Source organism: Sulfitobacter sp. AS92 (genome assembly GCF_038900015.1).
Taxonomy (GTDB): domain Bacteria; phylum Pseudomonadota; class Alphaproteobacteria; order Rhodobacterales; family Rhodobacteraceae; genus Sulfitobacter.
In genome coordinates this window covers 500,971-525,723 of record NZ_JBBMQL010000002.1, presented here as the reverse complement: position 1 = coordinate 525,723, position 24,753 = coordinate 500,971, and the positions used below count along the sequence as shown (strand labels likewise).

The 24,753-nt window shown below is 60.6% G+C and carries 13 protein-coding genes; 9 read left to right on the top strand and 4 right to left on the bottom strand.

Translation table 11 applies throughout. The annotated features are described in order from the left end of the window. Position 1: 1 nt before the first annotated feature. The gene (locus WNY61_RS05630; RefSeq protein ID WP_342850472.1) at positions 2–748 is read right to left on the bottom strand and encodes a WecB/TagA/CpsF family glycosyltransferase; all 747 of its coding nucleotides are present in this window, start codon (positions 746–748) and stop codon (positions 2–4) included. A 221-nt stretch (positions 749–969) separates the two neighbouring features. Here WNY61_RS05630 and WNY61_RS05625 point away from each other — a divergent pair, with 221 nt between their 5' ends. From WNY61_RS05625 to WNY61_RS05590, 8 genes are all read left to right on the top strand, one after another. After that, positions 970–2,412 (top strand): hypothetical protein, encoded by a 1,443-nt coding sequence (locus WNY61_RS05625; RefSeq protein ID WP_342850471.1) that lies wholly within the window; start codon positions 970–972, stop codon positions 2,410–2,412. A gap of 170 nt (positions 2,413–2,582) precedes the next feature. After that, on the top strand, positions 2,583–9,020 hold the full coding sequence (locus tag WNY61_RS05620) for a beta-ketoacyl synthase N-terminal-like domain-containing protein (protein ID WP_342850470.1): 6,438 nt from the start codon (positions 2,583–2,585) through the stop codon (positions 9,018–9,020). Next, positions 9,017–10,030, top strand: coding sequence for a glycosyltransferase family 2 protein (locus WNY61_RS05615; RefSeq protein ID WP_342850468.1), 1,014 nt, complete (start codon positions 9,017–9,019; stop codon positions 10,028–10,030). Before WNY61_RS05620 ends, WNY61_RS05615 begins: the two co-directional genes overlap by 4 nt. Beyond that, the gene (locus WNY61_RS05610; protein WP_342850467.1) at positions 10,027–14,670 is read left to right on the top strand and encodes a MupA/Atu3671 family FMN-dependent luciferase-like monooxygenase; all 4,644 of its coding nucleotides are present in this window, start codon (positions 10,027–10,029) and stop codon (positions 14,668–14,670) included. The genes WNY61_RS05615 and WNY61_RS05610 overlap by 4 nt, the downstream gene beginning before the upstream one ends. A 1-nt stretch (position 14,671) precedes the next feature. After that, positions 14,672–15,355 (top strand): 4'-phosphopantetheinyl transferase superfamily protein, encoded by a 684-nt coding sequence (locus WNY61_RS05605; RefSeq protein WP_342850466.1) that lies wholly within the window; start codon positions 14,672–14,674, stop codon positions 15,353–15,355. A gap of 4 nt (positions 15,356–15,359) precedes the next feature. Beyond that, positions 15,360–16,304, top strand: a complete 945-nt coding sequence (locus WNY61_RS05600; RefSeq protein WP_342850464.1) for a hypothetical protein — start codon at positions 15,360–15,362, stop codon at positions 16,302–16,304. Between the two features lie 29 nt (positions 16,305–16,333). Next, on the top strand, positions 16,334–18,901 hold the full coding sequence (locus WNY61_RS05595; protein ID WP_342850580.1) for a hypothetical protein: 2,568 nt from the start codon (positions 16,334–16,336) through the stop codon (positions 18,899–18,901). Further along, the gene (locus WNY61_RS05590; protein WP_342850463.1) at positions 18,892–19,746 is read left to right on the top strand and encodes a glycosyltransferase family 2 protein; all 855 of its coding nucleotides are present in this window, start codon (positions 18,892–18,894) and stop codon (positions 19,744–19,746) included. The genes WNY61_RS05595 and WNY61_RS05590 overlap by 10 nt, the downstream gene beginning before the upstream one ends. Here WNY61_RS05590 and WNY61_RS05585 read toward each other — a convergent pair. Next, positions 19,743–20,948 (bottom strand): glycosyltransferase, encoded by a 1,206-nt coding sequence (locus WNY61_RS05585; protein ID WP_342850462.1) that lies wholly within the window; start codon positions 20,946–20,948, stop codon positions 19,743–19,745. The two genes, WNY61_RS05590 and WNY61_RS05585, sit on opposite strands and share 4 nt — an antisense overlap. A 158-nt stretch (positions 20,949–21,106) precedes the next feature. Here WNY61_RS05585 and WNY61_RS05580 point away from each other — a divergent pair, with 158 nt between their 5' ends. Beyond that, positions 21,107–22,417 carry an oligosaccharide flippase family protein gene (locus WNY61_RS05580; protein WP_342850461.1) on the top strand — a complete coding sequence of 437 codons (1,311 nt, stop codon included), beginning with the start codon at positions 21,107–21,109 and terminating at the stop codon, positions 22,415–22,417. Between the two features lie 8 nt (positions 22,418–22,425). Here WNY61_RS05580 and WNY61_RS05575 read toward each other — a convergent pair whose 3' ends face one another. Next, entirely contained in the window at positions 22,426–23,727 is a 1,302-nt protein-coding gene (locus tag WNY61_RS05575; RefSeq protein ID WP_342850460.1) for a DUF874 domain-containing protein, read from the bottom strand. A 115-nt stretch (positions 23,728–23,842) separates the two neighbouring features. Then, on the bottom strand, positions 23,843–24,742 hold the full coding sequence (locus WNY61_RS05570; RefSeq protein WP_342850459.1) for a CpsD/CapB family tyrosine-protein kinase: 900 nt from the start codon (positions 24,740–24,742) through the stop codon (positions 23,843–23,845). Positions 24,743–24,753 lie beyond the last annotated feature (11 nt).

Here is a 24,753-nt window from a genome sequence, read left to right as displayed (position 1 = left end):
ACTAGCGTGCGCGCCAGGCCTCAAGTGCAAGCCCCGGCAGGATGGCAAAGCATCGCGCATAACGCGGCACCATGCGCGCGGGGCTTTGCATCGCGCGCCAAAACCATTCTAAGGCCAGCACCCGCATCCATCTAGGTGCGCGGCGCTGCCGCCCCGCCAGAAAGTCCAAGCCCGCCCCAATTGAGGCAAAGCCTATCTCCGGCGCAATGCTGCGCCCGCGTGCAGCAAAAATCTCTTGCTTGGGCGCGCCGAGGGCTAGAAAACACAGCCGCGCACCGCTTTGCGCGATGTCGCGCAGCGCGGCGTCAGCGGCGTCACTTTGGGGGTCAAACCCCATCGGCGGGGCCGCAATATGACAGATTTCCAGCCCCGGGACGCGGGTCTGAAGGGCTTGGGCCGCCCCCCTGAGAGAGGGTACATCGCTGCCGAAAAAGGCGATAGGCAGCGATAGCTCGGCGGACAATTCGCAAATAGGTAAGATCAGATCGGAGCCGGGCATAAGCTCAACCGGCCGTTTCGCCAGCTGTGAAAGCCAGACGACGGGGCGGCCATCGGCCACAATCAAATCCTGCGCACCGTAGGCCGCGGCAAAGTCCGGGTCGCGCGGCAGTTTGGTCAGATGGTCAAGGTTAAGAGTTGCGAGTGCAAACCCTTCGCGTTTCAGAAACCGCTCACGCAGAGCCTGAAACAATGCGGCCTGTGTCGCCACATTAACCACCACCGCAGCGTCGCCTGTGCCATACTTCATGGGGTTTGTCTCAATTGCGGGTCATATTGGGTAGGGTGAACGGAATGAGGCGTGCCTTCTATGTGATTGATATCATGTGCCATCCCACGATCACGCCCGCGGCTAAGTAAATTCGCCGCAAAACTAGCGGGATGACAGGGTGCAGACCAGATGGTATTTTTAACGCGCCCCTTAAGCGTATATTTCATTCCGCACGTTTCGCCCCGTCATGCAAGGACACCATGCCAAATCCCATCGCTTATCTGATGCTGCTGATCTGGCCCTTCGTCTGTCTTGGCCTGTTTCGCAACCTGCCCCTGCAGCGGGCGCTTATTTGGTCGATCCTTGGCGGCTATTTATTTCTGCCGCCGGCGGCAGAGTTCAACCTACCGCTGGTGCCGGCGCTCGACAAAGTGTCGATCCCAAACCTTAGCGTGTTGTTAATTATCTGGTTGGGCACGCAGGAGAAACTGCAACTCTGGCCAGCTTCTCGCGTGACGCGGCTGTTGGTGATCGGACTTGTCTTTTCGGTTGTGCCGACGGTGCTGACGAATGGCGATCCGATCCTGTTTCAAACGATCCGCGGGCTTGAACCGGTGACCTTCCCCGTTGGCGCCCTGCCGGGCCTGTCGATCCGTGACATCGGCTCGGTCTTGATTGGGCAGATACTGGTGTTGGTGCCGTTTTTGCTGGCGCGTCAATTTCTTGCAGATGAACAGGGGCTGCGTGAGTTGCTGTTGGCCTTTGCGGTGGGCGGGGTCATCTATTCGGTGCCGTCCCTGTTTGAAATCCGTTTCTCACCGCAATTGAACATTTGGATTTATGGGTTTTTCCAACACTCATTTGAGCAAATGATGCGCAATGGTGGTTTCCGTCCCATCGTCTTTTTGCCCCACGCGCTGTGGCTGGCGTTGTTCATGTGTATTGCGTTGCTGTCGGCGGTCGCGCTGGCGCGGCAAGCCCCGGTACTTGACCGCTGGAAGATGCTGTTGTTGGCGGGCTATCTGGCGGTGGTTCTGTTGCTGTGTAAAAGCTTTGCCTCTATGGCTTATGCATTACTGTTGGTGCCGGTGGTGCTGCTGATCCCGGCGCGCTGGCAAATTCGACTGGCCGTTGTCTTTGCGGCTGTCGCGGTGATCTATCCTATGTTGCGCAACGCGGGATTGGTGCCGCTTGACGCTATCTTGGCCCAAGCCGAGGCGATTAGCGCCGAGCGGGCGCAATCGCTTGGCTATCGTTTCATGAACGAAGAGCAGTTGCTGTCGCGGGCTGCCGAAAAGCCGTGGTTTGGGTGGGGTGAGTGGGGTCGGAACCTCTTCTTAAATCCGACCACCGGCGATATAATTTCAATCCCCGATGGCCGCTGGATCATCGTATTCGGATCCTTTGGATGGGTCGGCTACCTGTGCGAAATGGGGCTGTTGGCTTTGCCGATCTTCATGATGGGTTTGCATCTTTACCGGAATGGAGATGCGGAGCTTTCCCCTTGGATTGCACCGCTGCTTTTAATTCTTGGCATTACCATGATGGACATGTTGCTTAACGCGACCCTGACACCACTAACATGGCTCACGGCGGGGGCGATCCTTGGCCATGCAGAGACGCTTTTTGCAGCGCGAGCGGACAAAAGCGCATCGCATGAAAGCACAAACCCGATGATTTCTGCTAAGCGGACGGTGTTCTAGACCGCGTGTTATTCTCTGCGGTGTAGGGCGAACTTGACGGAAACTTCCGCAAGGGCACGGTCTCGGCTCATTTTTGACAAATTTGGCTGTTGTATCATGCACCCGAAGCCTAAATTGAACCTCAGAAGGCTCATCACTGTGACCGAGCGGGCGATGGGACAAGTGTAGCAATGAACAGCACGGACCACTCTCTTTCGCGCGATGACATCGCAATCGTCGGCATGTCTGTGAATGTGCCGGGGGCCGAAGGTATTGATGCCTATTGGGCGAACCTACGTGACGGTGTGAGCGCGCTCAAGCGGTTGGACGAGGCCCAGTTGCGCGCCGCCGGCGAGAGCGCTGAGCGGATGGCCCGGCCAAACTATGTGCCCGTGACCGCCGAAATGCCTGGCTATGACATGTTCGATGCGGAGTTCTTCGGCTTCTCCCCCAAGGACGCGGCGATCCTTGATCCACAGCACCGTAAGTTTCTTGAGGTTGCGTGGGAGGCGATGGAGCAGGCAGGGCACATGCCTGAAAGCCTCTCTGGCCCGGTCGGCGTCTATGCGGGCTGTGGTATGGGCAGCTACTTCTATTTCAACATTTGCTCAAACCCTGAACTGGTCGATGACGTGGGCATGTTTTTGCTACGGCATACGGGCAATGACAAAGATTTTCTATCGACCCGCGTCAGCCATGTTTTTGACCTCAAGGGGCCGTCGATCAACTTGCAAACTGCGTGTTCAACCTCGCTGGTGGCGATCCATTATGCCGCGCAAGCGTTGCGGTCGGGTGAAATTGATATGGCGCTGGCGGGCGGGGTGACGATCGAGTTCCCGCAGGGCAGGGGGTATGAGTTCAAGGAAAACGAAATCCTCTCGCCCGATGGCGAATGCCACGCCTTCGACCACCGCGCGCAGGGCACCGTCTTTGGCTCTGGCGCGGGCGCTGTGGCGCTTCGGCGGTTGGAGGATGCCATCGCCGATGGTGATCACATCTGGGCGGTGATCAAAGGCTCGGCGGTCAACAACGATGGGGCGGCAAAGGCGGGCTATCTGGCCCCTTCGGTTGACGGTCAGACCGCTGCCATCAAGCGCGCGCTGGATGCCGCAGGCGTGGCGGCGCAGAGCATTGGCATGGTCGAATGCCACGGTACCGGCACCTACTTGGGCGACCCGATCGAAGTTGCAGCACTGACGCAGGCTTACCGGGCAGAGACGCAGGCGCAGGAATTTTGCCGCATCGGCTCGGTCAAGACTAACATCGGCCATCTTGATACCGCTGCCGGGGTGGCGGGGCTGGCCAAGGCCGCGCTGTCGCTGCATCATCACCAAATCCCGCCGTCATTGGGATATGAGGCACCTAATCCGGCGATCCCATTTGAAGGCTCGCCCTTCCGCGTGAATGACCAGCTTTTTGACTGGCCCGCCGCCGCCACTCCACGCCGTGCGGCGGTAAACGCACTTGGCGTCGGCGGCACCAACGCGCATATGATCCTTGAAGAAGCACCCGCGCGCGCAGCATCCGAGGAAAGCGATTTTCCCTTCCATGTGATCTGCCTCTCGGGCCGCTCCAAAGCCGCACTTGAGGCCAATAGCGCCGCCCTTGCCGCACATCTGCGCGCGCATCCCGAGCAGCCCTTGGCTGATGTGGCCTTCACCCTCAAGCAGGGCCGCCGCGCGTTTGACAAGCGCCGTGTGTTGGTGGCCGAGAGCCATGAAGAGGCTGCGGCCTTGTTGGAGGCTGGCGACAGCCGCCGCGTCTTTACCCATGACCACCTTGGCCCTGATCCTGAGGTCGTCTTCATGTTCCCCGGCGGCGGGGCGCAATACGCAAGTATGGCGCGCGATCTCTATGAAACCGAACCGGTATTCGCCGAGTGGATGGACCGTGGCCTTAAGCACTTAGAGCCCCAACTTGACTATGATATCCGCGCAATTTGGCTTCCGGACCCCGATGACCGTGCCCAAGCGGAGATCACGCTGAAAAAGCCGTCGGTCCAATTGCCGCTTATCATGATTGTCGAATACGCGCTGGCGCAGCTTTGGCTGTCATGGGGCGTGAAACCTGCTGCGCTGGTAGGCCACTCCATGGGCGAAAACGGCGCCGCCACTTTGGCCGGGGTGATGCGCTTCGAGGATTGTATCGACCTTGTGCTGCTGCGCGGGCGGTTGTTTGATGAGGTGCCAGCAGGCGGGATGATCAGCATCTCGGCATCGCTTAAGCAGATCGAGCCGCTTTTGGGCGATGCGCTCGATATTGCCAGCGTCAACGGCCCAAAACTGATTGCGGTTTCCGGCCCGGATGACGCGCTTGCCGCTTTGCAAACCCGTCTTGACACTGCGGGCGTTGAATACCAGCGCATCGCCATCGACATCGCCGCCCACTCGCGGATGCTGGATCCGATCCTTGATCGCTACCGCGCCTTCCTTGCCAAACTCGACCTGCGTGCGCCCCAAATGCCTTTTCTGTCGAACCGTACGGGAGAGTTGATCACCGCTGAGATGGCGACCGATCCAGACTATTGGGTCCAGCAGCTTCGCAACACGGTTAATTTTGCGGACTGTATTACCCATCTGGCAGCTGCTGCGCCGAAAGTTTTCCTTGAGGTCGGGCCGGGCAAGGCTCTGTCGGCTTTGGCGCAGATGAATTCAAACGTGGGACCGGGGCAGGTGATGTCCTCGCTGCGCCACACTGATCAAGACATCGCGGATGATGCCTATTTCTTGAGTGTGGTGGGACGGCTTTGGGCCTGCGGGGTCGAGGCAGATTGGGCGCAGATTTGGGGAGAGGCGCGGCGCAACCGGGTGGTTCTGCCGACCTATCAATTCCAACGTGCGCGTTACTTTGTAGAGCCGGGAGCAGCCGCCAAAACGACCCCCGAGCCCCATATCCAGCGCGAGGACGACATCGCTAAATGGGGTGCAGTACCGCATTGGCAGCCGCGCTATGCTGAGCGTGATATGGACCTTTTCGGCCCGCTGAACTGGCTTGTCTTCGCGGATACGGCAGGGTTGGGGGCAGAGGCTGTCGCGCAGCTTCGAGCAGAAGGGCACCGTGTTGTACTCGTCGCCGCAGGGGATGCCTTTACACGGATCGATGCCGATCATTTCACGCTGGCTGCAGAGCAGGGACGCCCGGGCTATGACCAACTGATTGCGGCCCTGCAAGCGGACGGACAGATGCCCGACAGGATCGCACATTTCTGGCTCACTGATGATACTGCTCAGCCGCGCCCCGGATCCAGCAGGTTTGACCGTAATATCGAACAAGGGTTTTGGAGCCTCACCTGGCTTGCACAGTCCTTGGCCGAAGTTGAGCGCGACGCGCCGTTGCACCTGAATGTCTTTACCACCGGCGCTATGCAGGTCGCGGAGGAGGCGCTGGTTTACCCCGAAAAGGCACTGACCTCAGGCCCCGTTGGCGTCATGGCGCGGGAATTGCCGGGGCTGACGGCAACGCAGATCGATCTCGCTGTTGCAGCGGCTCCGCCCTCGTCTGGCTGGTTCACAAAATCTATGGCTCCTACGCCGGTGATGGAGTCCGATGACCTGCTGGAAGAGCTTTTGGCGAGTCCGGCCAATCTTCAAGTCGCCCACCGTACCGGCCGCCGGTATGAGCTGGGCTATCGCGCCGCCGCTTTGCCAGCGCGGGATTTGCCGGGCTGGAAGCCCCAGGGGAGCTACCTCATCACAGGCGGTTTCGGCGGCATTGGTTTGACCCTCGCGGCGGATATTTTACAAACCAAGGGCACCCGTGTCTTCCTGCTCAGCCGAAGCACCCTGCCGCTGCGCCATGAATGGGACGACTATCTGGCCAGCCATGGCCCTGCCGATGCCACGGCCCGGCGTCTGCGTGCGGTCATGCGTCTTGAGGCGCAAGCCGCGCAGTCAGGCGGCGCGGTTGAGGTTGCTCGTGCAGATGTCGCAAACCTTGCACAGATGCGCCGGGTGATTGATGACCTAACCACCCGGCACGGCGGTGTGACAGGCGTGATCCATGCCGCAGGGGTGCTCGATGACGCGCCGCTGCTGGCAAAATCCGATGCTGGAATCGAGGCGGTGCTGGCGCCCAAGGTGCAGGGGCTGCGCGTTCTGGATCAGCTGCTGCCTGACGGCGCGGTCGAGCTGATGGTGCTGTTCTCTTCCACCTCCACAGCCACCCGCGCGGCAGGGCAATTGGATTATGTGGCGGCGAACGGGTGGTTGAATGCCTTTGCCCAATCCCGACGGGGGGCGAAGACCCGCGTGGTTGCGGTCAACTGGGGCGTTTGGGCTGATGTTGGCATGGCCGCTGTAACGGTGGGCGGCGGAGCGGCTGTCGCGCTGCCTGCGCGCCGGATCAACTCCGCGTTGCTGGACACCGCCGGGTCAGGCGACAGCGGCGTGCCAGAGTTCACAACCGAAATCGCGGCATCACATTGGCTGCTTGACCAGCACCGCACCCATGATGGGCGCGCAGTTATGCCGGGGACAGGCTATATCGAACTTTTCGCCGAAGCGGCACAGGCACAGGGGTTGCAGGGATTTTCGCTGCAGGACCTGTATTTCCTGCGCCCGATGCCACTGGCAGACGATGCGACGCGCAAGATCAAGATTACCCTAAACCCCGAGGGCGCAGGCTTTGCCGCCGAGTTGCGCAGCGCCTGTGTGGTGAACGGAAAGCCCGCGTGGCAACTGCACGCCCAAGTGCGTTTAATCCCGACTGAGCGTGAGGCCGAAACCCTTGACTTGGACGCCATCGCGGCCCGCTGTCCCACCGTCGCACAGGCGGAACCCGGCGACCGTCTGACTGCTATTCAAGAGCCGCATTTGAACTTCGGACCGCGTTGGCATGTGTTGCAACGTACCGCATTGGGGCAGGGCGAAGGGCTGGCCGAACTGCATTTGCCCGATGCGGCGCTAAGTGATCTGGCCGAGGGGTATTTGATGCATCCCAATCTGATGGATATTGCCACTGGCTGGGCCATGGCGCTGATCCCCGGCTATACCGCGCGCCACCTTTGGGTGCCCCTGTCCTACGGCGACATCACACTCCACGCACCGCTGCCCGCCGACATCCGCTCTCATGTGCGGCTGGCCGAAGGGGCCGCGGCAGAAGGCTTTGCCCGGTTCCATGTGACGATCACTGACGCTCAGGGGGCGACCCTCGTGGACGTGCGCGATTTCGCTATGAAACGGCTCGAAGGTGCCCTTGCCGAAGTCCCACCACCAGACGCGCGTGAGGTGATCTTTGAAGGGGTCGATAGCGCACCGTCGCTCAGCCCGGCTGAAGAACGGTTGGCCCGTATGGTACGCCAAGGTATCCGCGCACAAGAAGGGCCAGAGGCCCTGCGCCGCGCGCTGGCGCTGGACGTGCCGCAGGTGATGATTTCCTCGCTCCCGTTGCAGACATTAATCGCCCAATCTGACGCTCCGGTGACCGAAGCCGCCCCGCAGGGGCAGAGCTTTGAGCGGCCCGATCTTGATGGCACATTCGTGGCACCACGAAACATGATCGAAGAAAAGTTGGCTGACATCTGGTCCAACCTTTTGGGTATCAGCCCGGTCGGGATGGAAGATAGTTTCTTTGACCTTGGGGGGCATTCGCTGATCGCTGTGCGGCTCTTTGCCGCCGTGAAACGCGCGTTCAAGGTCGAGTTCCCGATCTCTGTTTTGTTTGAGGCGCCCACGATTGCCAAATGCGCAGCACTCATCGCAGCAGAGCGTGGCGATCTCATACAGACCGACGCTAAAGACGTGGCACCGTCCACCCCCCAGCCGCGCTTTAACTACCTTGTGCCGCTGAACCAATCACGTGCCGAGACGACACCGCTGTTTATCATTGCAGGCATGTTCGGCAACGTGTTGAACCTGCGCCATCTTGCCTTACCCTTCAGCAATGAACGCCCGGTCTTTGGAGTGCAAGCCCGCGGGTTGATCGGCGAGGACCCTCCGCATGAGGACGTGCAAACCGCTGCTGCGGACTACATCGCTGAAATTCGTGTTCGTCAGCCCGAAGGGCCCTACCTGTTAGCGGGCTATTCCGGGGGCGGCATCACGGCCTATGAAATGGCCCAACAGTTGAAATCCGCAGGGCAGGAGGTGGCCGTTTTGGCACTGATCGACACGCCGTTGCCGGTGCGCCCGGCGCTGACGAAAATCGACAAAGCGCATATCAAATTGGCAGAGCTTCGCGATAATGGGCCTGCATATCTGCTGGAGTGGGCGCGCAACCGCTGGGCGTGGGAACGCGAGCGCCGCCGCCCGGTCTTGGATGCGGGTGCCGATGGGGATGGGGGTATTTCCTTCAATAGCCTGCGTATTCAGGCGGCGTTCCTGCGCGCCGTAGGGCACTATCAAACGCCAAGTTGGGATGGTCCGCTGACGCTGTTCCGCCCACCGCTGGACCACCATTGGGCGGTGTCAGACGGCAATCACGTAAGCGCCGAAAAGGAATATGTTTTTGAGGACAATCAATGGCGTCAATACGCCCCCCGTCTGCAAGTGATCGAAGTGCCAGGTGACCATGTCAGCATGGTGTTGACCCCCAATGTAACGGTATTAGCGCAGGAGCTGTCCGAAGTGATCGCGGCAGCCTTGCCCGCTGAAGCCGACGGCAATCATCGCCAAGCAACGGCGGCAGAATGATGCAGCAGCCTTCCCGACTGTTGGTTGTCATCCTCAACTACCGGACCGCAGATATGACCCTGCGCGCGGCCGAGACTGCTTTGGCGGATATGCCGAAAGAGAACGCCGAATTGGTGATCGTCGACAATGACAGCGGTGACGGCTCGGATGCGCTGCTGGCGCAGGCAATTGCAGCGCACGGATGGGATGCGGGCAACCGGGTGCGGTTGATCTCGGCCCCAAGTAACGGCGGATTTGGTGCGGGCAACAACATAGCCATGCGCGCTGGCATGTCTGATGGGTCAGCGCCTGATTTCGTGCACGTTGTGAACTCTGACGCATTCCTTGATCCGGGCTGTATCGCGGGTTTGATGGATCACCTGCAAAAACATCCTCGCGCAGGATTGGCCGGAAGCCATGTGCGCGGTGAGGATGATCTGCCTCATTCCACCGCTTTCCGTTTTCCTTCTGTCGCTGGAGAATTCGAGGGGGCCGTTCGGTTTGGCCCAATAACGCGGTTGCTGTCATCCTCCGTGGTGGCCCCCCCGTTGCCGAGTGTGGCGGCGCCTGTCGACTGGGTTGCTGGGGCCAGCGTCATGATGCGTTGGGAGATGTTGGCAGAGATCGGTCTCTTTGATGAAGAGTATTTCCTATACTATGAGGAAACCGACCTTTGCCTGCGCGCCGCGCGGGCAGGGTGGGAGTGTTGGTTTGTGCCCCAAGCGCGCTGCATTCACATCGGCTCGGCCTCGACGGGTCTGAAAGAAGCACAGCGCACACCGCGCTATTGGTTTGATAGCCGGCGTCGCTATTTTACCAAGAACCACGGCAGAACTTATGCAACGCTTGCCCTGTTGGCACGGCTCGCTGGGGGCGGGCTGCACCATCTGCGGTGTCTGGTGACAGGGCGCAGCCCCGAAGATGAGGGGGGCTTTTACCGTGACCTTGCTGCGCACGCGCTCACAGCCAGACGCTCGGCTCTCACATCCAAAGACCTCAACCGTCGCCCCGTTGCGGAGGACCGATCATGACCGCCAGCTTCAATGCCAATCCGTTTTCAGCCCTGCTGATGGGCGACGAATCCCTAACCATCGCCTGCGGTGACATGCTGCTGGCGGGCGGGCATCAGATTGCCGCCGTCATCAGCCGGGACGACACGGTGCGCGACTGGGCCCAAGGGCAGGGGCTGGTGCTTTTTCGCGATGCAGAAGACTTATTGCAGACGCGCGTGGCTGCTGATTGGTTTTTGAGCATCGCCAACCTTCGGGTGATCCCCGAGGCGGTTCTGGCGCTGCCATCACAGGGCGCGATCAACTTTCACGACGGGCCGCTGCCGCGCTATGCGGGGCTGAATACCCCTGCATGGGCGATTATCAATGGGGAAGTGCGCCACGGGGTGAGTTGGCACCTGATCGAGACGGGCGTTGATACAGGCAACCTGCTGGTGCAGCGCATGGTTGATATCGCAAAGGACGAGACGGCCTTTAGTCTCAACTCCAAATGCTACGCCGCCGGGATGGAAAGTTTTGGCGAGGTGCTTGCCCAGTTGGAAAGCGGCACTCTGAAAAGCAGCATCCAAGACCTGAGCAGGCGTAGCTATTTTGCAAAGGACAAACGGCCTGAGAATGGTGGGGTCATCGACTTTACCAAGCGCGCCGAGGAAATTAGCGCATTGGTTCGCGGGCTGGACTTTGGGGAGTATTGGAACCCGCTGACCACGGCGAAGATCATCAGCGCTGCGGGGCAGCTTTTCATCGTTTCCCGTGCTGAGGTGTTGGAGACAACAGGCGGCACCCCTGGCGAAGTGGCAGAGGTTAGCTCCGCGCGCATGGTCGTGGCCACGGGGGACATGCATCTGGCCCTCCACGGGGTGCGCAATCTTACGGAACAAAATGTTGATCTGTCCGACATTTTTACCCCCGGTGATCGCTTGGCCCATGCGGCAAACACGCCCCCCGCGCCGAGCGAAGAGCCGCAGTGGCGACGCGCGCTGACGGGGTTTCAAGCGCTGCCGGTCCCTCTGGCCACCGCACCGGAATCAGTCGCCACATTGACCTCCACATTGACCTCCACATTGGCCTCCACACTGGCCCCCACATTGGCCCCCACATTAGCCCGACGTGAGATCGCCCTGTCACAATGCCTCGGTCTACCACTGCAAACCGCCGCAGCGGCATTGGTGGCTCTCCGCAGTGCTGGACTGAACGAAGGCGGCATTGCGCTGCGTCACGGTACAAAAACCGCAGCACTGCTGGCCGATTGGCTGCCCATGACCATTGTGGCAGAGGCAGGCACTTCGATTGCCGAGCTATGCGCGCAGTTGGAGCCGCAGTTTGCCCGCGCGCGGGATGCCACAGGATTCGCCGTAGACTTGCCGCTGCGCGATCCGGCCATCGGCGTCTTGAACACCCCTGATTTCGCCCTGTCCTTTGACGGTGAGCCCCTTTCCGGTGCAGCGCTTACACTGTGCCTCAGCCCTGAGGGCGCCACGCTGCATGCTGACAGGACACGGCTTACCGATGACGCGATCAATCTGCTTGCGGCGCGTTTGGAAGCTGCCTTTGCCAAGGTCGCGGATGCCTCTGATTGTGCCACCGTTTGGGCGCTGCCAAAGGTTGAAGCAGACCTGCTGGACTGCGTGAACGCGACCGCGCGCAACTATGATCCCATCACGATCCCCGTCGCTTTCGAGGCTCAGGCAAGCCGGACCCCAGAGGCGCCTGCGCTGGTGTTTGAAGGTGAAACGCTGAGCTATGCCACACTCAATGCACGCGCGAACCAATTGGCGCATGTGCTGCGTGAGATGGGTGCCGGACCGGGGACGCCCGTGGCGCTTTGCACCGCGCGCGGAGTGGAGCTTTTGGTCGGCGCGCTTGGTATTTTGAAGGCAGGTGCGGGTTATGTTCCGCTTGACCCGGCCTATCCGGCGGATCGTTTGGCACATTATCTTTCGGACAGTGGCGCGTCGGTCGTGGTGACGCAATCGGACCTTACTGCCGGTCTTCCGCACCACAGCGCGCAGGTGATTGAGATTGACCGCGACCCGCGCCTTGCCAGTGCATCCGACACAAACCCTACCGCTGTGGCAGGGCCGGATGACCTTGCTTATTTGATCTACACCTCCGGCTCTACCGGGACGCCCAAAGGTGTGATGGTGAGCCACGGCAATGTGGCGAACTTCTTTGCCGGAATGGACGACCGGATTGACCATGAAGCCGGTGCAGTCTGGCTGGCCGTGACGAGCCTGAGCTTTGACATTTCGGTCTTAGAGCTTTTTTGGACCCTTTCGCGTGGTTTCAAACTGGTGCTCGCGGGCGATGACAGCCGGGCGCTGATGTCGAATGGGCCGATTGCGACGAGCGACCGCAAAATTGATTTTAACCTGTTCTATTGGGGTAACGACGATGGCGTCGGCCCCAAGAAATACGAACTGCTGCTTGAAGGGGCGAAATTCGCCGATGCCAATGGATTCAACGCCGTCTGGACGCCGGAGCGGCACTTTCATGCCTTTGGCGGCCCCTATCCCAACCCATCCGTCACCGGCGCGGCCGTCGCGGCGGTAACGCATAACCTTGATGTGCGGGCAGGGTCTTGTGTGGCCCCGCTGCACCATCCCGCCCGGATCGCGGAAGAATGGGCGGTGATCGATAACCTGACCAATGGGCGGGTTGGCTTGGCCATCGCCAGCGGCTGGCACCCCGATGATTTCGTCCTGCGCCCCGAAAATACGCCGCCGCAGAACAAGCCCGCGATGTATGACGCCATTGACCAGCTGCGCAAGCTCTGGGCCGGGGACGCAGTAGAATTCCCTCGTGCCGATGGCACGCCCCATGCGGTGGTCACCCAGCCGCGCCCCGTGTCCAAAGTCCTGCCCATTTGGGTCACCACAGCCGGCAATCCGCAGACCTGGAAAGAAGCGGGGGAGATTGGGGCTAATGTACTGACGCACTTGCTGGGCCAATCGGTTGAAGAGGTCGCGGACAAGATCAAAATCTACCACGACGCCTTGCAGGGTGCGGGCCATGATCCGGCGGATCACAAGGTCACGGTGATGCTGCACAGCTATCTGGCCGCAACCCGCGCCGAGGCCGAAGAGGTCGCCCGCGAACCTATGAAAGACTACCTGCGTTCGGCAGCGGGGCTGATCAAACAATATGCTTGGGCCTTTCCAGCCTTCAAGAAACCTGCAGGCACGACGAACCCGTTTGAAATTGACCTTGACGGGCTCTCGGCTGAGGAAATGGACGCGATCCTAGAGTTCGCCTTCCAGCGGTATTTTAACGACAGCGGCATGTTTGGAACCGTGGACGATGGCCTTGCTCGGGCCGAGCAGCTCAAACGCATTGGCGTGGATGAGATCGCTTGCCTGATCGACTACGGCATCGCCACCGATAAGGTGATGGCGGGGCTGGAGCCTTTGGCCGAGGCGCTGCGCCGCGCCAATGCGGGCGGGGCACCTGCGCCGGACGATCATTCCATCGCCGCGCAGATTATCCGTCATGGCGTAACCCATCTGCAATGCACGCCATCGATGGCGCAGATGATGGTGACGAATGACGAAGCCCGAGGTGCGCTGGCGCGGGTTAAATCACTGATGATCGGGGGCGAAGCTCTTCCCGTTCGCCTGTCACGCGAACTGCGCGAGGCGACGCAGGCGCAAATCCAAAACATGTACGGTCCGACCGAGACAACGATCTGGTCGACGACCCATGTACTGCAAAACGAGGAGGCCACCACCGCCCCCATTGGCACGCCGATTGCCAATACGCAGGTCCATGTCCTTGATGCTGCCCACCAGCCGTTGCCAGTCGGCGCAGCGGGAGAGCTTTGGATCGGCGGAGACGGTGTGACTCAAGGCTATTGGAAGCGCGCGGAGTTGACGGCGGAGCGGTTCATCGATGATCCTTTCATCGGTACGGGCCGCCTTTATGGCACAGGTGATCTGGTGCGGATGGACGCGGACGGGCTGCTGCATTTTGAGGGCCGCGCCGATGCGCAGGTTAAAATTAGGGGCCACCGAATTGAGCTGGGTGAGGTTGAGGCGCGGTTGGGCGACCTGCCGGGTGTTCGACAGGCCGTAGCCATGTTGCGCGACGATGCTGGACACAGCGGGGCTCGTTTGGTTGGCTATGTCGTGGCAGACACCCCTGTCGATAGTGACGGCGCAAGACGGCACCTGGCTGCACATCTGCCCGATATCATGGTGCCGCATGTGATCGTGTCATTGCCCGCCATGCCGCTGACACCCAATAAGAAAATAGATCGAAAAGCCTTGCCTGCGCCCACCAATCGTCGCGCGGAACGTGCAGCCAATGCTCGGGAGGCTCCCCCTTCTGATGGCAGCCAAGCCGCGATTGCACAGGTTTGGGGCGCGCTTTTAGGCATCGGGGACATTCGCGGGACGGATAACTTCTTTGCGCTGGGCGGTCATTCGCTGCTGGCGGTGCAGGCGCATCGCGACATTAAAGAGGCGCTGAACCTCAATACTTTGGCGATCACCGATATCTTCCGTTTCCCGACCCTTGCGGGCTTGGCAGCGCATATCGACGGGGAAGGTGGCAAGACTTCGGCGCCAGTCGTAGCCCCCCCGATCGCCGATACACCTGCACGGTCTGAAACCATGTCGAAACGGCGGATGATGCGCGCAGGCCGTGGACGCGGGCAAAGCTAGAATGACGCAAGGGGCCGAGATTGCGGCGGCGGTACGGGGGCTGTTCGACCTGCCTGTCGCTGTCGCAGTGACCCGGCCTGACGCGGTCCATCCCCCTTTGTTTGATGACGAAGCCGCCCTGATCGCCCGCGCGCGGCCCGAACGGATCGCTGAGTTCACCGCGGGGCGCAGCGCGGCGCGCGAGGCGATGCGCCACCTCGGTTATGCGCCCAAACCGGTGCTCGCCACGTCCGACCGCGCGCCGATCTGGCCGCAGGGTCTGACCGGCTCTATCAGCCATTGCGCTGACTGGTGTATTGCCGTGCTGGTGCGGGACAGCCACGCGCGCTCCCTTGGGATTGATATAGAAGAAGACAGGCCGCTGCCCGGCGATTTATTGGACGAAATCTGTAGCCAGAGCGAGATTGCCCAGCTGCAAGAAGCGGGTCACCTCGCCGCCGCCATGCGCATCTTTTGTGCCAAGGAAGCCGCCTATAAGGCGCAATACCCGCTCACACGAACGCTGTTCGGTTTTGATCGGCTTGATGTCACGCTCCCCGCAGATAACTCTGCCTTCGATGCGCAATTTACCCAAGACACTGAATGCTTTAGGCGCGGCGATAAGCTGCCGGGGCGGATCGTTTCCGTGGCGGGCCACCTTGTCAGCGCGGTGGCGATTGGGCAGATTAATCGCAAAGGAGCTTGATCCCATGGTCGCACTCTCACGCCGCCTCCTTCTAGGCGGAGCCGCCCTTGCCAGCCTCGGTGGTGGGACTTGGGTCTTTCGCCGGGCGCAGGTGCAGGACCGCGCGGAGGAACTTTATGCCACGCCGCTGACCCCGCCGCCGGGGCCCATGCAGGTCTACCATTTGGGTCACTCGCTGGTGGGGCATGATATGCCCGCAATGCTGGCGCAGATGGTCGGGACGGGTCACGTTTACCACAGCCAGACGGGCTGGGGCACTTCGTTGCGTGAGCATTGGGAGCCGGGGGTGCCGGTGAATGGGTTTGAACGCTCCAACGATCACGCACAGCACCGTCCGGCACGTCAGGCCATCGGCTCAGACGCGTATGACGCCGTGGTGCTGACCGAGATGGTGGAGATTGCCGATGCCATTCGATACCACAACAGCCCCGACTACCTTGCCCGCTGGGCCACTCTGGCGCGAGAGACACGGGCTGACACCCGCGTCTACCTCTATGAAACATGGCACCACACGGATGATGGCAACGGTTGGCTGAACCGCATCGACCGGGATATCGATAAATACTGGCGGCGGCAGGTGCTTTACCCCGCTTTGCAGCAGTCTGAGGCGCCGATACATCTGATCCCCGCAGGCCAGGCCATGGCGGCCTTTGTCCGCGCAGTCGAAGAGGTTGGAGGAGTGGGCGGCATCATCAGTCTGCATGATCTGTTCACCCGCGATGACACTGGCCGTCCCGATACGATCCATTTCAACGATCAGGGGGCCTATCTCGTGGCGCTGACCCATTATGCGACGCTTTATCACCGCGATCCTGCGGGCCTGCCACATCAACTGAACCGCGCCGACGGCACTCCGGCTGAGACCCCAAGCGCCGAGGCTGCCAGACTGATGCAGCGCGTGGTCTGGGACGTGGTCCGCGCCCATCCCGACAGCGGGGTCGCAGCGTGAGCGGTTTGGGCGGGCTGTTCTCGGTTCTGATGGTGGGCCACAGTCTTTTTGCCGCAGATGGGCCGGACATGTTGCAAGAGGTGTTGCGCGCCGGGCTGGGGCAAGGGGAGGTGCGCGCGCAGATCATTAATGGGGCACCGCTGCGCTACAATTGGCAGGAATCTGACAGTGCGGAGGGCGTCGATGCTCGCGACGTGTTGCCCGAGGGTAAGACGACCCATCTAATCCTGACCGAGGCGATACCGCTGGCCAACCACACCCGATGGTCAGATACCGAAGTCTATGCGCAGGCGTTCTTTGGCCTCGCCGCCGCCGCCAATCCGACGGTGAAGGTCTATTTGCAAGAGACGTGGCATTCGCTGAAAAGCGGCAGCGGCGCGGCGGTAGAGTATGATGACAATGCCCATATCCCTTGGCGTGAACGGTTGGACAGCGACCTGCCCGCATGGGAAGGGATCGCTGCGGCGGTCAGCGACGGGCGCAGCGCGGACAGTGCCACGATTGAGGTGATACCCGCGGGGCAAGCGATGGGGCGGCTTTATGATGAGATCGCCGCTGAGCGTGTGTCCGAACTCAAAGAGATAAACGCGCTTTTTGCTGACGATATTCATCTGAATGATCTGGGCCACTACTTTGTGGCCATGGTGCAATACGCCACACTGACGGGCAAAGATCCACTTGGGATGCCGACCGATTTCAATGATCGTTGGGGCAACGCCTTTGACACGCCGTCCCCTGATCTGGCACGCGAGCTTCAGCGCGTGGCTTGGGATGCGGTGCGCGCCTATCAGGGTCGCGCGGTGGTGCCGGTCCCTCCCGCGACGCGCCCTGCTGCTGCCGATAACGCCCAAACCGCGCCGATCTCCTCCACTGGCCCGCCTGCCACGGCTAAGCGCGCGGCGGTGAGCAATGAGCCGCAGGTGGCAATTACACCCGTTTCGAATGCCCCCTTTGAGATCGTAGCGCCCGATGCCGCGGTCGAAGGCACGCGCGATATGGGCATCGGCCTTACCGCCATTGCCGACTGGAGCACGCAGGCGCCATTCCTTGATCTGATGAAAACGTCGCGCCCTTGGCTCGGCCATGTCGCCGGACGGTTCGGCGGTATGGAATACGCGCAACTGGTCGAGGGCGGCTATCTTGATGCCGAAGGCTGGCCCGTTAAAATGCCGCGCGCTTTGGGCAGCATCGGCACCCTGATCCTGACCGACATGCCGCAACAGGCCACCTCGCTAAAAGGGCGCTATCTGCTGCGCTATCAAGGGCAGGGCGTGATCGAGGTTACAGGCCGGGCCACCAATGTGCGCTATGGTTCGAATGAGGTGCGGTTTGATTACGCACCGGGACCGGGCAGTGTCGACATTCGCATCCAACGGATGCACCGCAGCGACCCGCCCCACGCTATCACCGTTGTACGTGAAGATCGGGCCGCCGATTTTGACGCGGGCGCGCGGTTCAACCCAGATTGGACGCAACATTTGGCGGGAATGACGGTGCTGCGCTTCATGGATTGGATGGGCACCAATGACAGCCCTATTGCCAGATGGCAGGACCGCCCGCGCGTCGAAGATGTGACCTATGCCCTGCGCGGCGTCCCGGTAGAGGTCATGGTGGCGCTGGCCAATGAGCTAGGGACCGACCCGTGGTTTAACATGCCGCATCTGGCGGAAGATGCCTATGTCACCAGCTTTGCCACCTATGTTGAAGAGGCGCTTGATGCCGAGCGTAAGGCTTATGTGGAATTCTCCAATGAAGTCTGGAACTGGCAGTTCGCGCAGACCCGCTGGGCTGATGAGATGGCGCAGGCCCGCTGGGGCGAGGCTGAAAAAGGCATGCAGTTCTACGGCCTGCGCGCGGCCGAGGTCGCCCGCGTCTGGACCGATGTATTTGGTGGTGACGCAGAGGCGCGGTTGCGCAACGTGATCGCCAGCCAAACCGGGTGGCTGGGGTTAGAGCGGGAAGCCTTGGAAGCGCCGCTTTATGTCGCCGAACAGGGCGGCAACAGCGCGCCCGCCACCGCTTTTGATGCCTATGCAATCACCGGGTATTTCGGAGGAGTGCTTGGGTTGGAAGACAATGCCGATCTGGTGAGTGGCTGGCTTTCCGACAGTCTCGCCACTGCCCGCGCGGAGGGAGAGGCGCAGGGTTTAACCGGCGCTGATCTGCAGGACTACATTCAGACGCACCGCTACGACGCGGCCTCGGCCCTCGCGGAGCAAGACTTGCGCAACGGCGGTGCCAGTGGGCTTGAAAATGACACGTTGGCCGATCTTATAGGGCGCGCCTGGCCCTATCACGCAGCCGTGGCGCGTGCGCATGATCTTGATTTGGTGATGTATGAGGGGGGCAGCCATGTGGTCGGCCTTGGGTCGCAGGTGAATGATGAGGCGCTCACCGACTTCTTTCACCATTTCAATTACTCATCCGAAATGGGCGCGCTTTACGATGACCTGTTGGCGGGCTGGGAGGCTGTGGGCGGTCAACTGTTCACACATTACTCGGATGTCTATGCGCCGACAAAGTGGGGCTCGTGGGGCGCCCTGCGCTATTTGGCGGACGACAATCCGCGATGGGAAGCTTTGACCGCATGGCAGTAACTTCGGGCGCCATCACAGGGGTTAGCGTCTTGATCCCTGCCCATAACGAGGCCGATTGGCTGCCCGCTTGCCTCGACGCACTTTGCGCGTCTGAGCCGGTCGCGGGGCCGGTTGAAGTGATCGTCATAGCCAATGGGTGTTCGGACAATACCGCAGAGATCGCAGCCAAATCGACGCTCGATTTCGAAGCGCGGGGCTGGGTTTTGAACGTGATTGAATTGACCGAAGGCAGCAAGCTTGGCGCGTGGAACGCGGGCGAAGGGGCGGCAGGGGGCGAAGTCTTGGTCTATCTCGATGCAGATGTGCGGGTCTCACCGTCCCTGCTGCGCCAATTGGCCGAGGCATTGACTAAGGACGCTCCGCGCTATGCCAGCGGGCTGCCAAAGGTGACGACATCAGGCAATTGGGTGACGCGCCATTACACGCGGTTTTGGCAGACCACGGCTTTTATGACCCACGGTGTGCCGGGGTTCGGCATCTTTGCCATGAACCGTGCGGGACGGGCACGTTGGGGCGATTGGCCGGATATCATCTCGGACGACACGTTCGCGCGGTTAAACTTTACCCCGGATGAGCGTATGGCCGTGCCAGCCACATACGACTGGCCGATGATCGAGGGATATGTCCCGCTGGTGCGGGTCCGGCGGCGGCAGGACGTTGGAGTGGCCGAGGTTACGCAACTTTTCCCCGATCTGATGCGAAACGACGATAGCCACGATCAAATGCGCCCCTTCTGGCGGCGGGCAGTGGCGGATCCCCTGGGCGCGCTGGTCTTTCTAACTGTGCGTCTGGCGATCCACGCACCGATCTTTCGCAGTTCAAACCGCTGGGTGCGGGGGCGTTAGCGGGCGGCGTTTGTCATCAATTCAGCCAATTTTGCAGCCTCAAGGTTGACATCATGGCGCGCGAACACCCGTGTCCGGGCTATCGTCCCCATCTCTTCTAGTGCTGCTAAGGGGGCGTCATGCAGCGCGGCCATCGCTTCGGCCAAGGCTGACACATCGCCTGCCGGCACCAGCCATCCGGTTTGGCCGGGCTGCACCAACTCTGGTGTGCCAGCGATATAGGTGGCGATTACCGGGCGGGCGGCGGCCATGGCCTCCATCACCACCATGGGCAAGCCTTCGGCAAAACTGGGCATCACCAGCCCATGGGCGGCGGCGAGTTCGGAGGTGACTTGGCCCTCGTCAAGCCAACCGGTCAGGGTGATACGGTCTTGAAGGCCGTGCCGGGCAATCTCAGCCTCTATCACGCCGCGCAATTCACCGTCACCGATGAGCGTAAGTCGTAGATCAGGGTGGCTGTCACGCAACAGCGCCATGGCGTTAATCAGCGCGAGCTGACCCTTCTGCTCCACGAAACGACCGATAGAGACCAAGCGCCGTGGGCCATTAGGCAGGAGCGCAGGGGCGGGGAATTTAGCAGGCTCGATACCACAATGGACGACCTTGATGCGCTTCCAATCCGCAGGATCGGCCCATCGGCAAAGCTGGCTGCGCCCGAATTGACTGATTGCCACGGCAAAACCGGAATAATGGATTTTTGCACCGAGAGAGAGCGCACGGGGACTGTCGAATTCCTCAGGCCCGTGGGTGGTGAAGCTATACCGCGGGCCGCCCAGAATATGGCAGAGCATGGCGACCATGGTGGCATTTGTCCCAAAATGTGCATGCAGGTGTTGGACGTCGCTGTTATCTAGCTGCGTGCGCAGGTAACAAGCCTCGGCCAGATAAATCAGATGCCGGAAAAGGCCCGCTTCCGCCCGGCGCGCGGCGTTCCAGACGTGCCCAAGCGCTTTGCCGAAACGCATAGGCGATCGCAGCAGAACGCGCAGGATAGCAGCGCTGAGTGCACCTCCTCCGGCGGCCAAGACATAGTGGGTCCGCGCCTTTTCGGCCTTGTCCTGAGCATCAACCAGCGCAACGTCTGGCCCGCGCATGGCAAAGCGAAAAACCTCGTGACCCGCCGTCTCCAATGCCGTGATTTCGCGCCGGATGAAAGAGTGCGAAGGCTGCGGATAGGTGTTGAGAATATAGGCAATCTTCACGGGAGGCGGGCCTTGAATTGGGGGCGATAAACCTTGTTACCCGCCCGCTTGCCACTGGCACAAGAGCAGGCAAGGCTTTAGTCTCTCAAGAGGAATAGGCAGAGGCGCAGTATTAAGTGTTTTCAAAGGTTTCCCAAGCGGTAACGGACAACCGCCTGATGGCACGTGCGCTGCGCTCAACCTCATGGATCGTGCTGGGCTATGGTGGCGCTCAGGCCGTCCGGCTGGCCTCGAACCTGATCCTGACGCGGCTACTGTTTCCCGAGGCCTTTGGCCTTATGGCGCTGATACAGGTGGTGATTGTCGGATTAACACTGTTTTCTGACGTAGGGATTGCACCCTCGATCGCCCAAAGCAAACGCGGCGATGACCGCGACTTTCTAGATACCGCATGGACGATCCAAACGATCCGGGGGCTCGGTTTGTGGTTGGCAGCTTGCGCGCTGGCAAGGCCGATAGCGGGGTTTTACAACGAGCCTTTGCTGCTCACCTACCTGCCCATCGCGGCGCTGACGCTTGTGATCTCTGGCTTCAACCCCACCCGGATCGAAACCGCCCATCGGCACCTGCAGATGGGGCGACTGACGCTGCTGGACCTGACATCGCAGGTGATGGGCATTGTGGTGATGATTATCGGCGCGTTGCTCTACCAGTCCGTGGCGACCTTGGTGGTTGGCGCTGTGGTGGGGGCGTTGGCAAAGCTGGCCCTGACCCATGCGTTCCTGCCAGGTCCGGGCAACCGTTTTCGGTTGGAGCGACCTGCCGTGCAGGAGCTGGTGAGTTTCGGCAAATGGATCTTTTTGTCGACGATGTTTTGGTTCTTCGCCAGCCAAGGCGACAGGGCTATCTTGGGCAAGTTCCTCTCGCTCGAAGGATTGGGGATCTACAACATCGGCTATTTCCTCGCCAGTTTTCCACTGCTGTTGGGGCAGAATGTCACCGGGCGGGTGATGATCCCCATCTACCGCGAAGCGAACAGTGGCGATTTTCCCAAACTGCGGCGCATGCGCTATGGGCTGAGTGGCGGATTGCTGGCGCTGTTGGTGGTGATGGCGCTGGCGGGACCATGGCTTGTGTCGGTGCTTTACGACTCACGCTATCTGCAAAGCGGGGCGATTTTAGTGATGCTGGCACTAGCATTGATGCCGCAGGTCATTGGGATGACCTATGATCAGGCAGCATTGGCAGCAGGGGATTCGCGGCGTTTCTTCATCTCTTCGGCATTACGGGCCAGTCTGCAGATCGGAATGTTGTTGGTTGGCGTGATCTATGCAGGGCTGCCCGGTGCGCTGATCGGGATGGGGGTGGGGATGCTGCTGTCGCATCTGGTGCTGATCTGGCTGGCACGGGCGCATGGGGTTTGGGACGCGCGTCATGATATGACCCTCGCTGTGCTGGCGCTGGCGTTTGGCGCGCTGGCGCTTTGGCTGCACTGGGATCGGGTGCTGGGTCTAAGCACCACGGTCTGAGAGGCCGCTCAGCCCCTTTGCTTGCGCGCCATACGTGCCGCACGGCCCTGTTTGCCGGCGTTCAAACGCTGTTGCCAAACTTTGCCAAGTGTCCGGCGCTTTTCTTGCGGGCTAAGGTCAGGGATAGACACAACGGGCATCAGCCCGGTTTCGCGGGTCATCTGCCGCGCAGAGCGAATGACCGGGCGGCGCAGTTCCAGCAAAAAGGCGACGATCAGTGCCAGCATCAAACTGCCCATGCCCCCAACGGCTGCACGCTTTTTCCGGCTGAGCGATACCGGATAATCTGGCAGTTCGGCCTGCTCTAGCGTTATCAGTTTTTCACCGCGTTGATCGGATTCAAGTGAGAACCCCACCTCTGCCTCGTTGCGCCGAGCAGTGATCACCTCAAGTTGGTCCTGCAACTGGGTCATGCGGCGTTCAAACCGGGCCAGCTCTTGCTCGACCTCGGGTGAGGTTTGCAGGCTCGTCGTCAGTATTTCGCGTTGTTCCTGTAGCAGATCACGCTGTGTCGAGAGGCTTTCGAGTGTCGCGTTCAACTCGTCTTGCTCGCGCGCGATGGTGGCAGCGCGGGCATCGGGGTTCACCCGGTCGCGGGCCAGTCGCGTGGCAATGATTTCGCGGTCGAGCTCGAGGATGGCGTCATTCAGACTGCTGATCTCTCCGCGACGGAATTCGAGACTGCCGGCGAGGGAAAGGTCATTTTCGGCGCGGTAATCGGCCAGTTCAGCTTCTAGTGCTGAGATGTCGCGGATTAGATTTTGTTCCTGGCGCTGGAAAAACTCCAACGTCTCAAGGGTCTGGCTTTGGCGCTGCGCTGCAGACATCTGGCGGGTCCGGTCAGCAAACTCACGCGCAACGGCCTGCGCGTCGGCTGGGTTGTCCATCTCGGCGGTGAAGGTCATGACAGAGATGGTGCCGTCATCAGCATAACCTTCACGTGGAGCAGCGACCCCGGTGATGGTGACAGAGCGGCGCAGCAAATCAACTTTTTCAGAAGTCCGCAAAGCAGGCTGATTATCATAGAGGTCAAAGCGTTGAATGATGTCGATGAGCGTTCCCCGCGCCATCAACTGCTGCTCAATCAACTGCAGACGCCGGGCCGAAGACCCTTCGACGGTGGACGGGGCAAGATCATTGGCAATCTTGGGCTGCTCGATCTGTATAACCTCGGAGGATTGGTAAACATGGGCGATCGACAGTGCCCAAAATACCGAAGCAACGCAGCCCACGAGTGTAATCAAAATGATCACGCCCGCGCGACGGCGCAGCATGTCGATGATGTCATCGAATGTATAGATCGGTCCCATGTGCCTCTTTCCAACCTGCCCAAAGCCCCCAAACCGTTGCCCGGCGGGGTTTCCCTGCCTAGACCAGAAGACTTGGGCGACAATAGGGCGCTAAGGGGCGCAAAGACAGGGGGTGTCAGGCATAATTCGGCAGGCTCGATGCCCGCGCCCGGTTCAGAACGATACCCAAAAGCGGAGCCTGTCCCTCAAGCATGCGTTCGCACTCACGCAGATGGCGCGCCATAGTTTGGCTGCCGTCAGAGATCAGCAGAACCCCGTCGAGTTGCGGCAAAAATGCAGAAAGATCATCATGTTCCAGCATCGGCGGCATGTCATACAGGACAATTTCAGGCTGCAAGCTTGCGCGCATGCGCAGCAGGGTCTCCGCGGTGGTGCTGTCTTGAAGGATTTCCGCAGCGTTCACTTCGACTTGGTTATTCAGGCCAAGCGCCAGAGTATCGCTTACCCGAACCATCTGTTCGCCCAAACTGGTCCGCCCGCCAAGCAGATCGCTCATTGCGCCGGGGGCGTCCATGTCAAATGCGCGGGCCAAACCGGGGTTGCGCAAGTTCATGTCCATCAAGACGGTCCGCGAACCCGGAACCCGTGACAGGCTCAGCGCGAGATTGGTCGCCGAAAAACTGTTGCCGCACCCTGATGTAGGCGCGGTGATTGCGATATTTACCCAACCGTGCTCCAGCGTCGTCTGACGCAAGCGAGTGCGTAGCAAGTCAAAAGCCCGCGCTGCGGCGCTGTTGCGGTGATCATCAACCAGCGGCATGTCCCCATTGGGGCCGGGCGTCGCGATGGGCAAGTCTTGCCAACGCGGGGCGCGGTCATCACCCACATAACGTGCGACCGTCGGGGTGGTGACAGGCAGAGTTTCTTCAAACGACAAATCGCCGTCGAATTCGTCTTCTTGGTCCATCACGGTGCGGCGCGGGCGAATGCTGTGCCGCATTCCGGGCGCGCCGAAAGCCGCCAGAACATCGCTGTTATCCGCCCCGAGGGCGTCAGATGCGTAAAGATCCTTCATCTTCTTCCCTT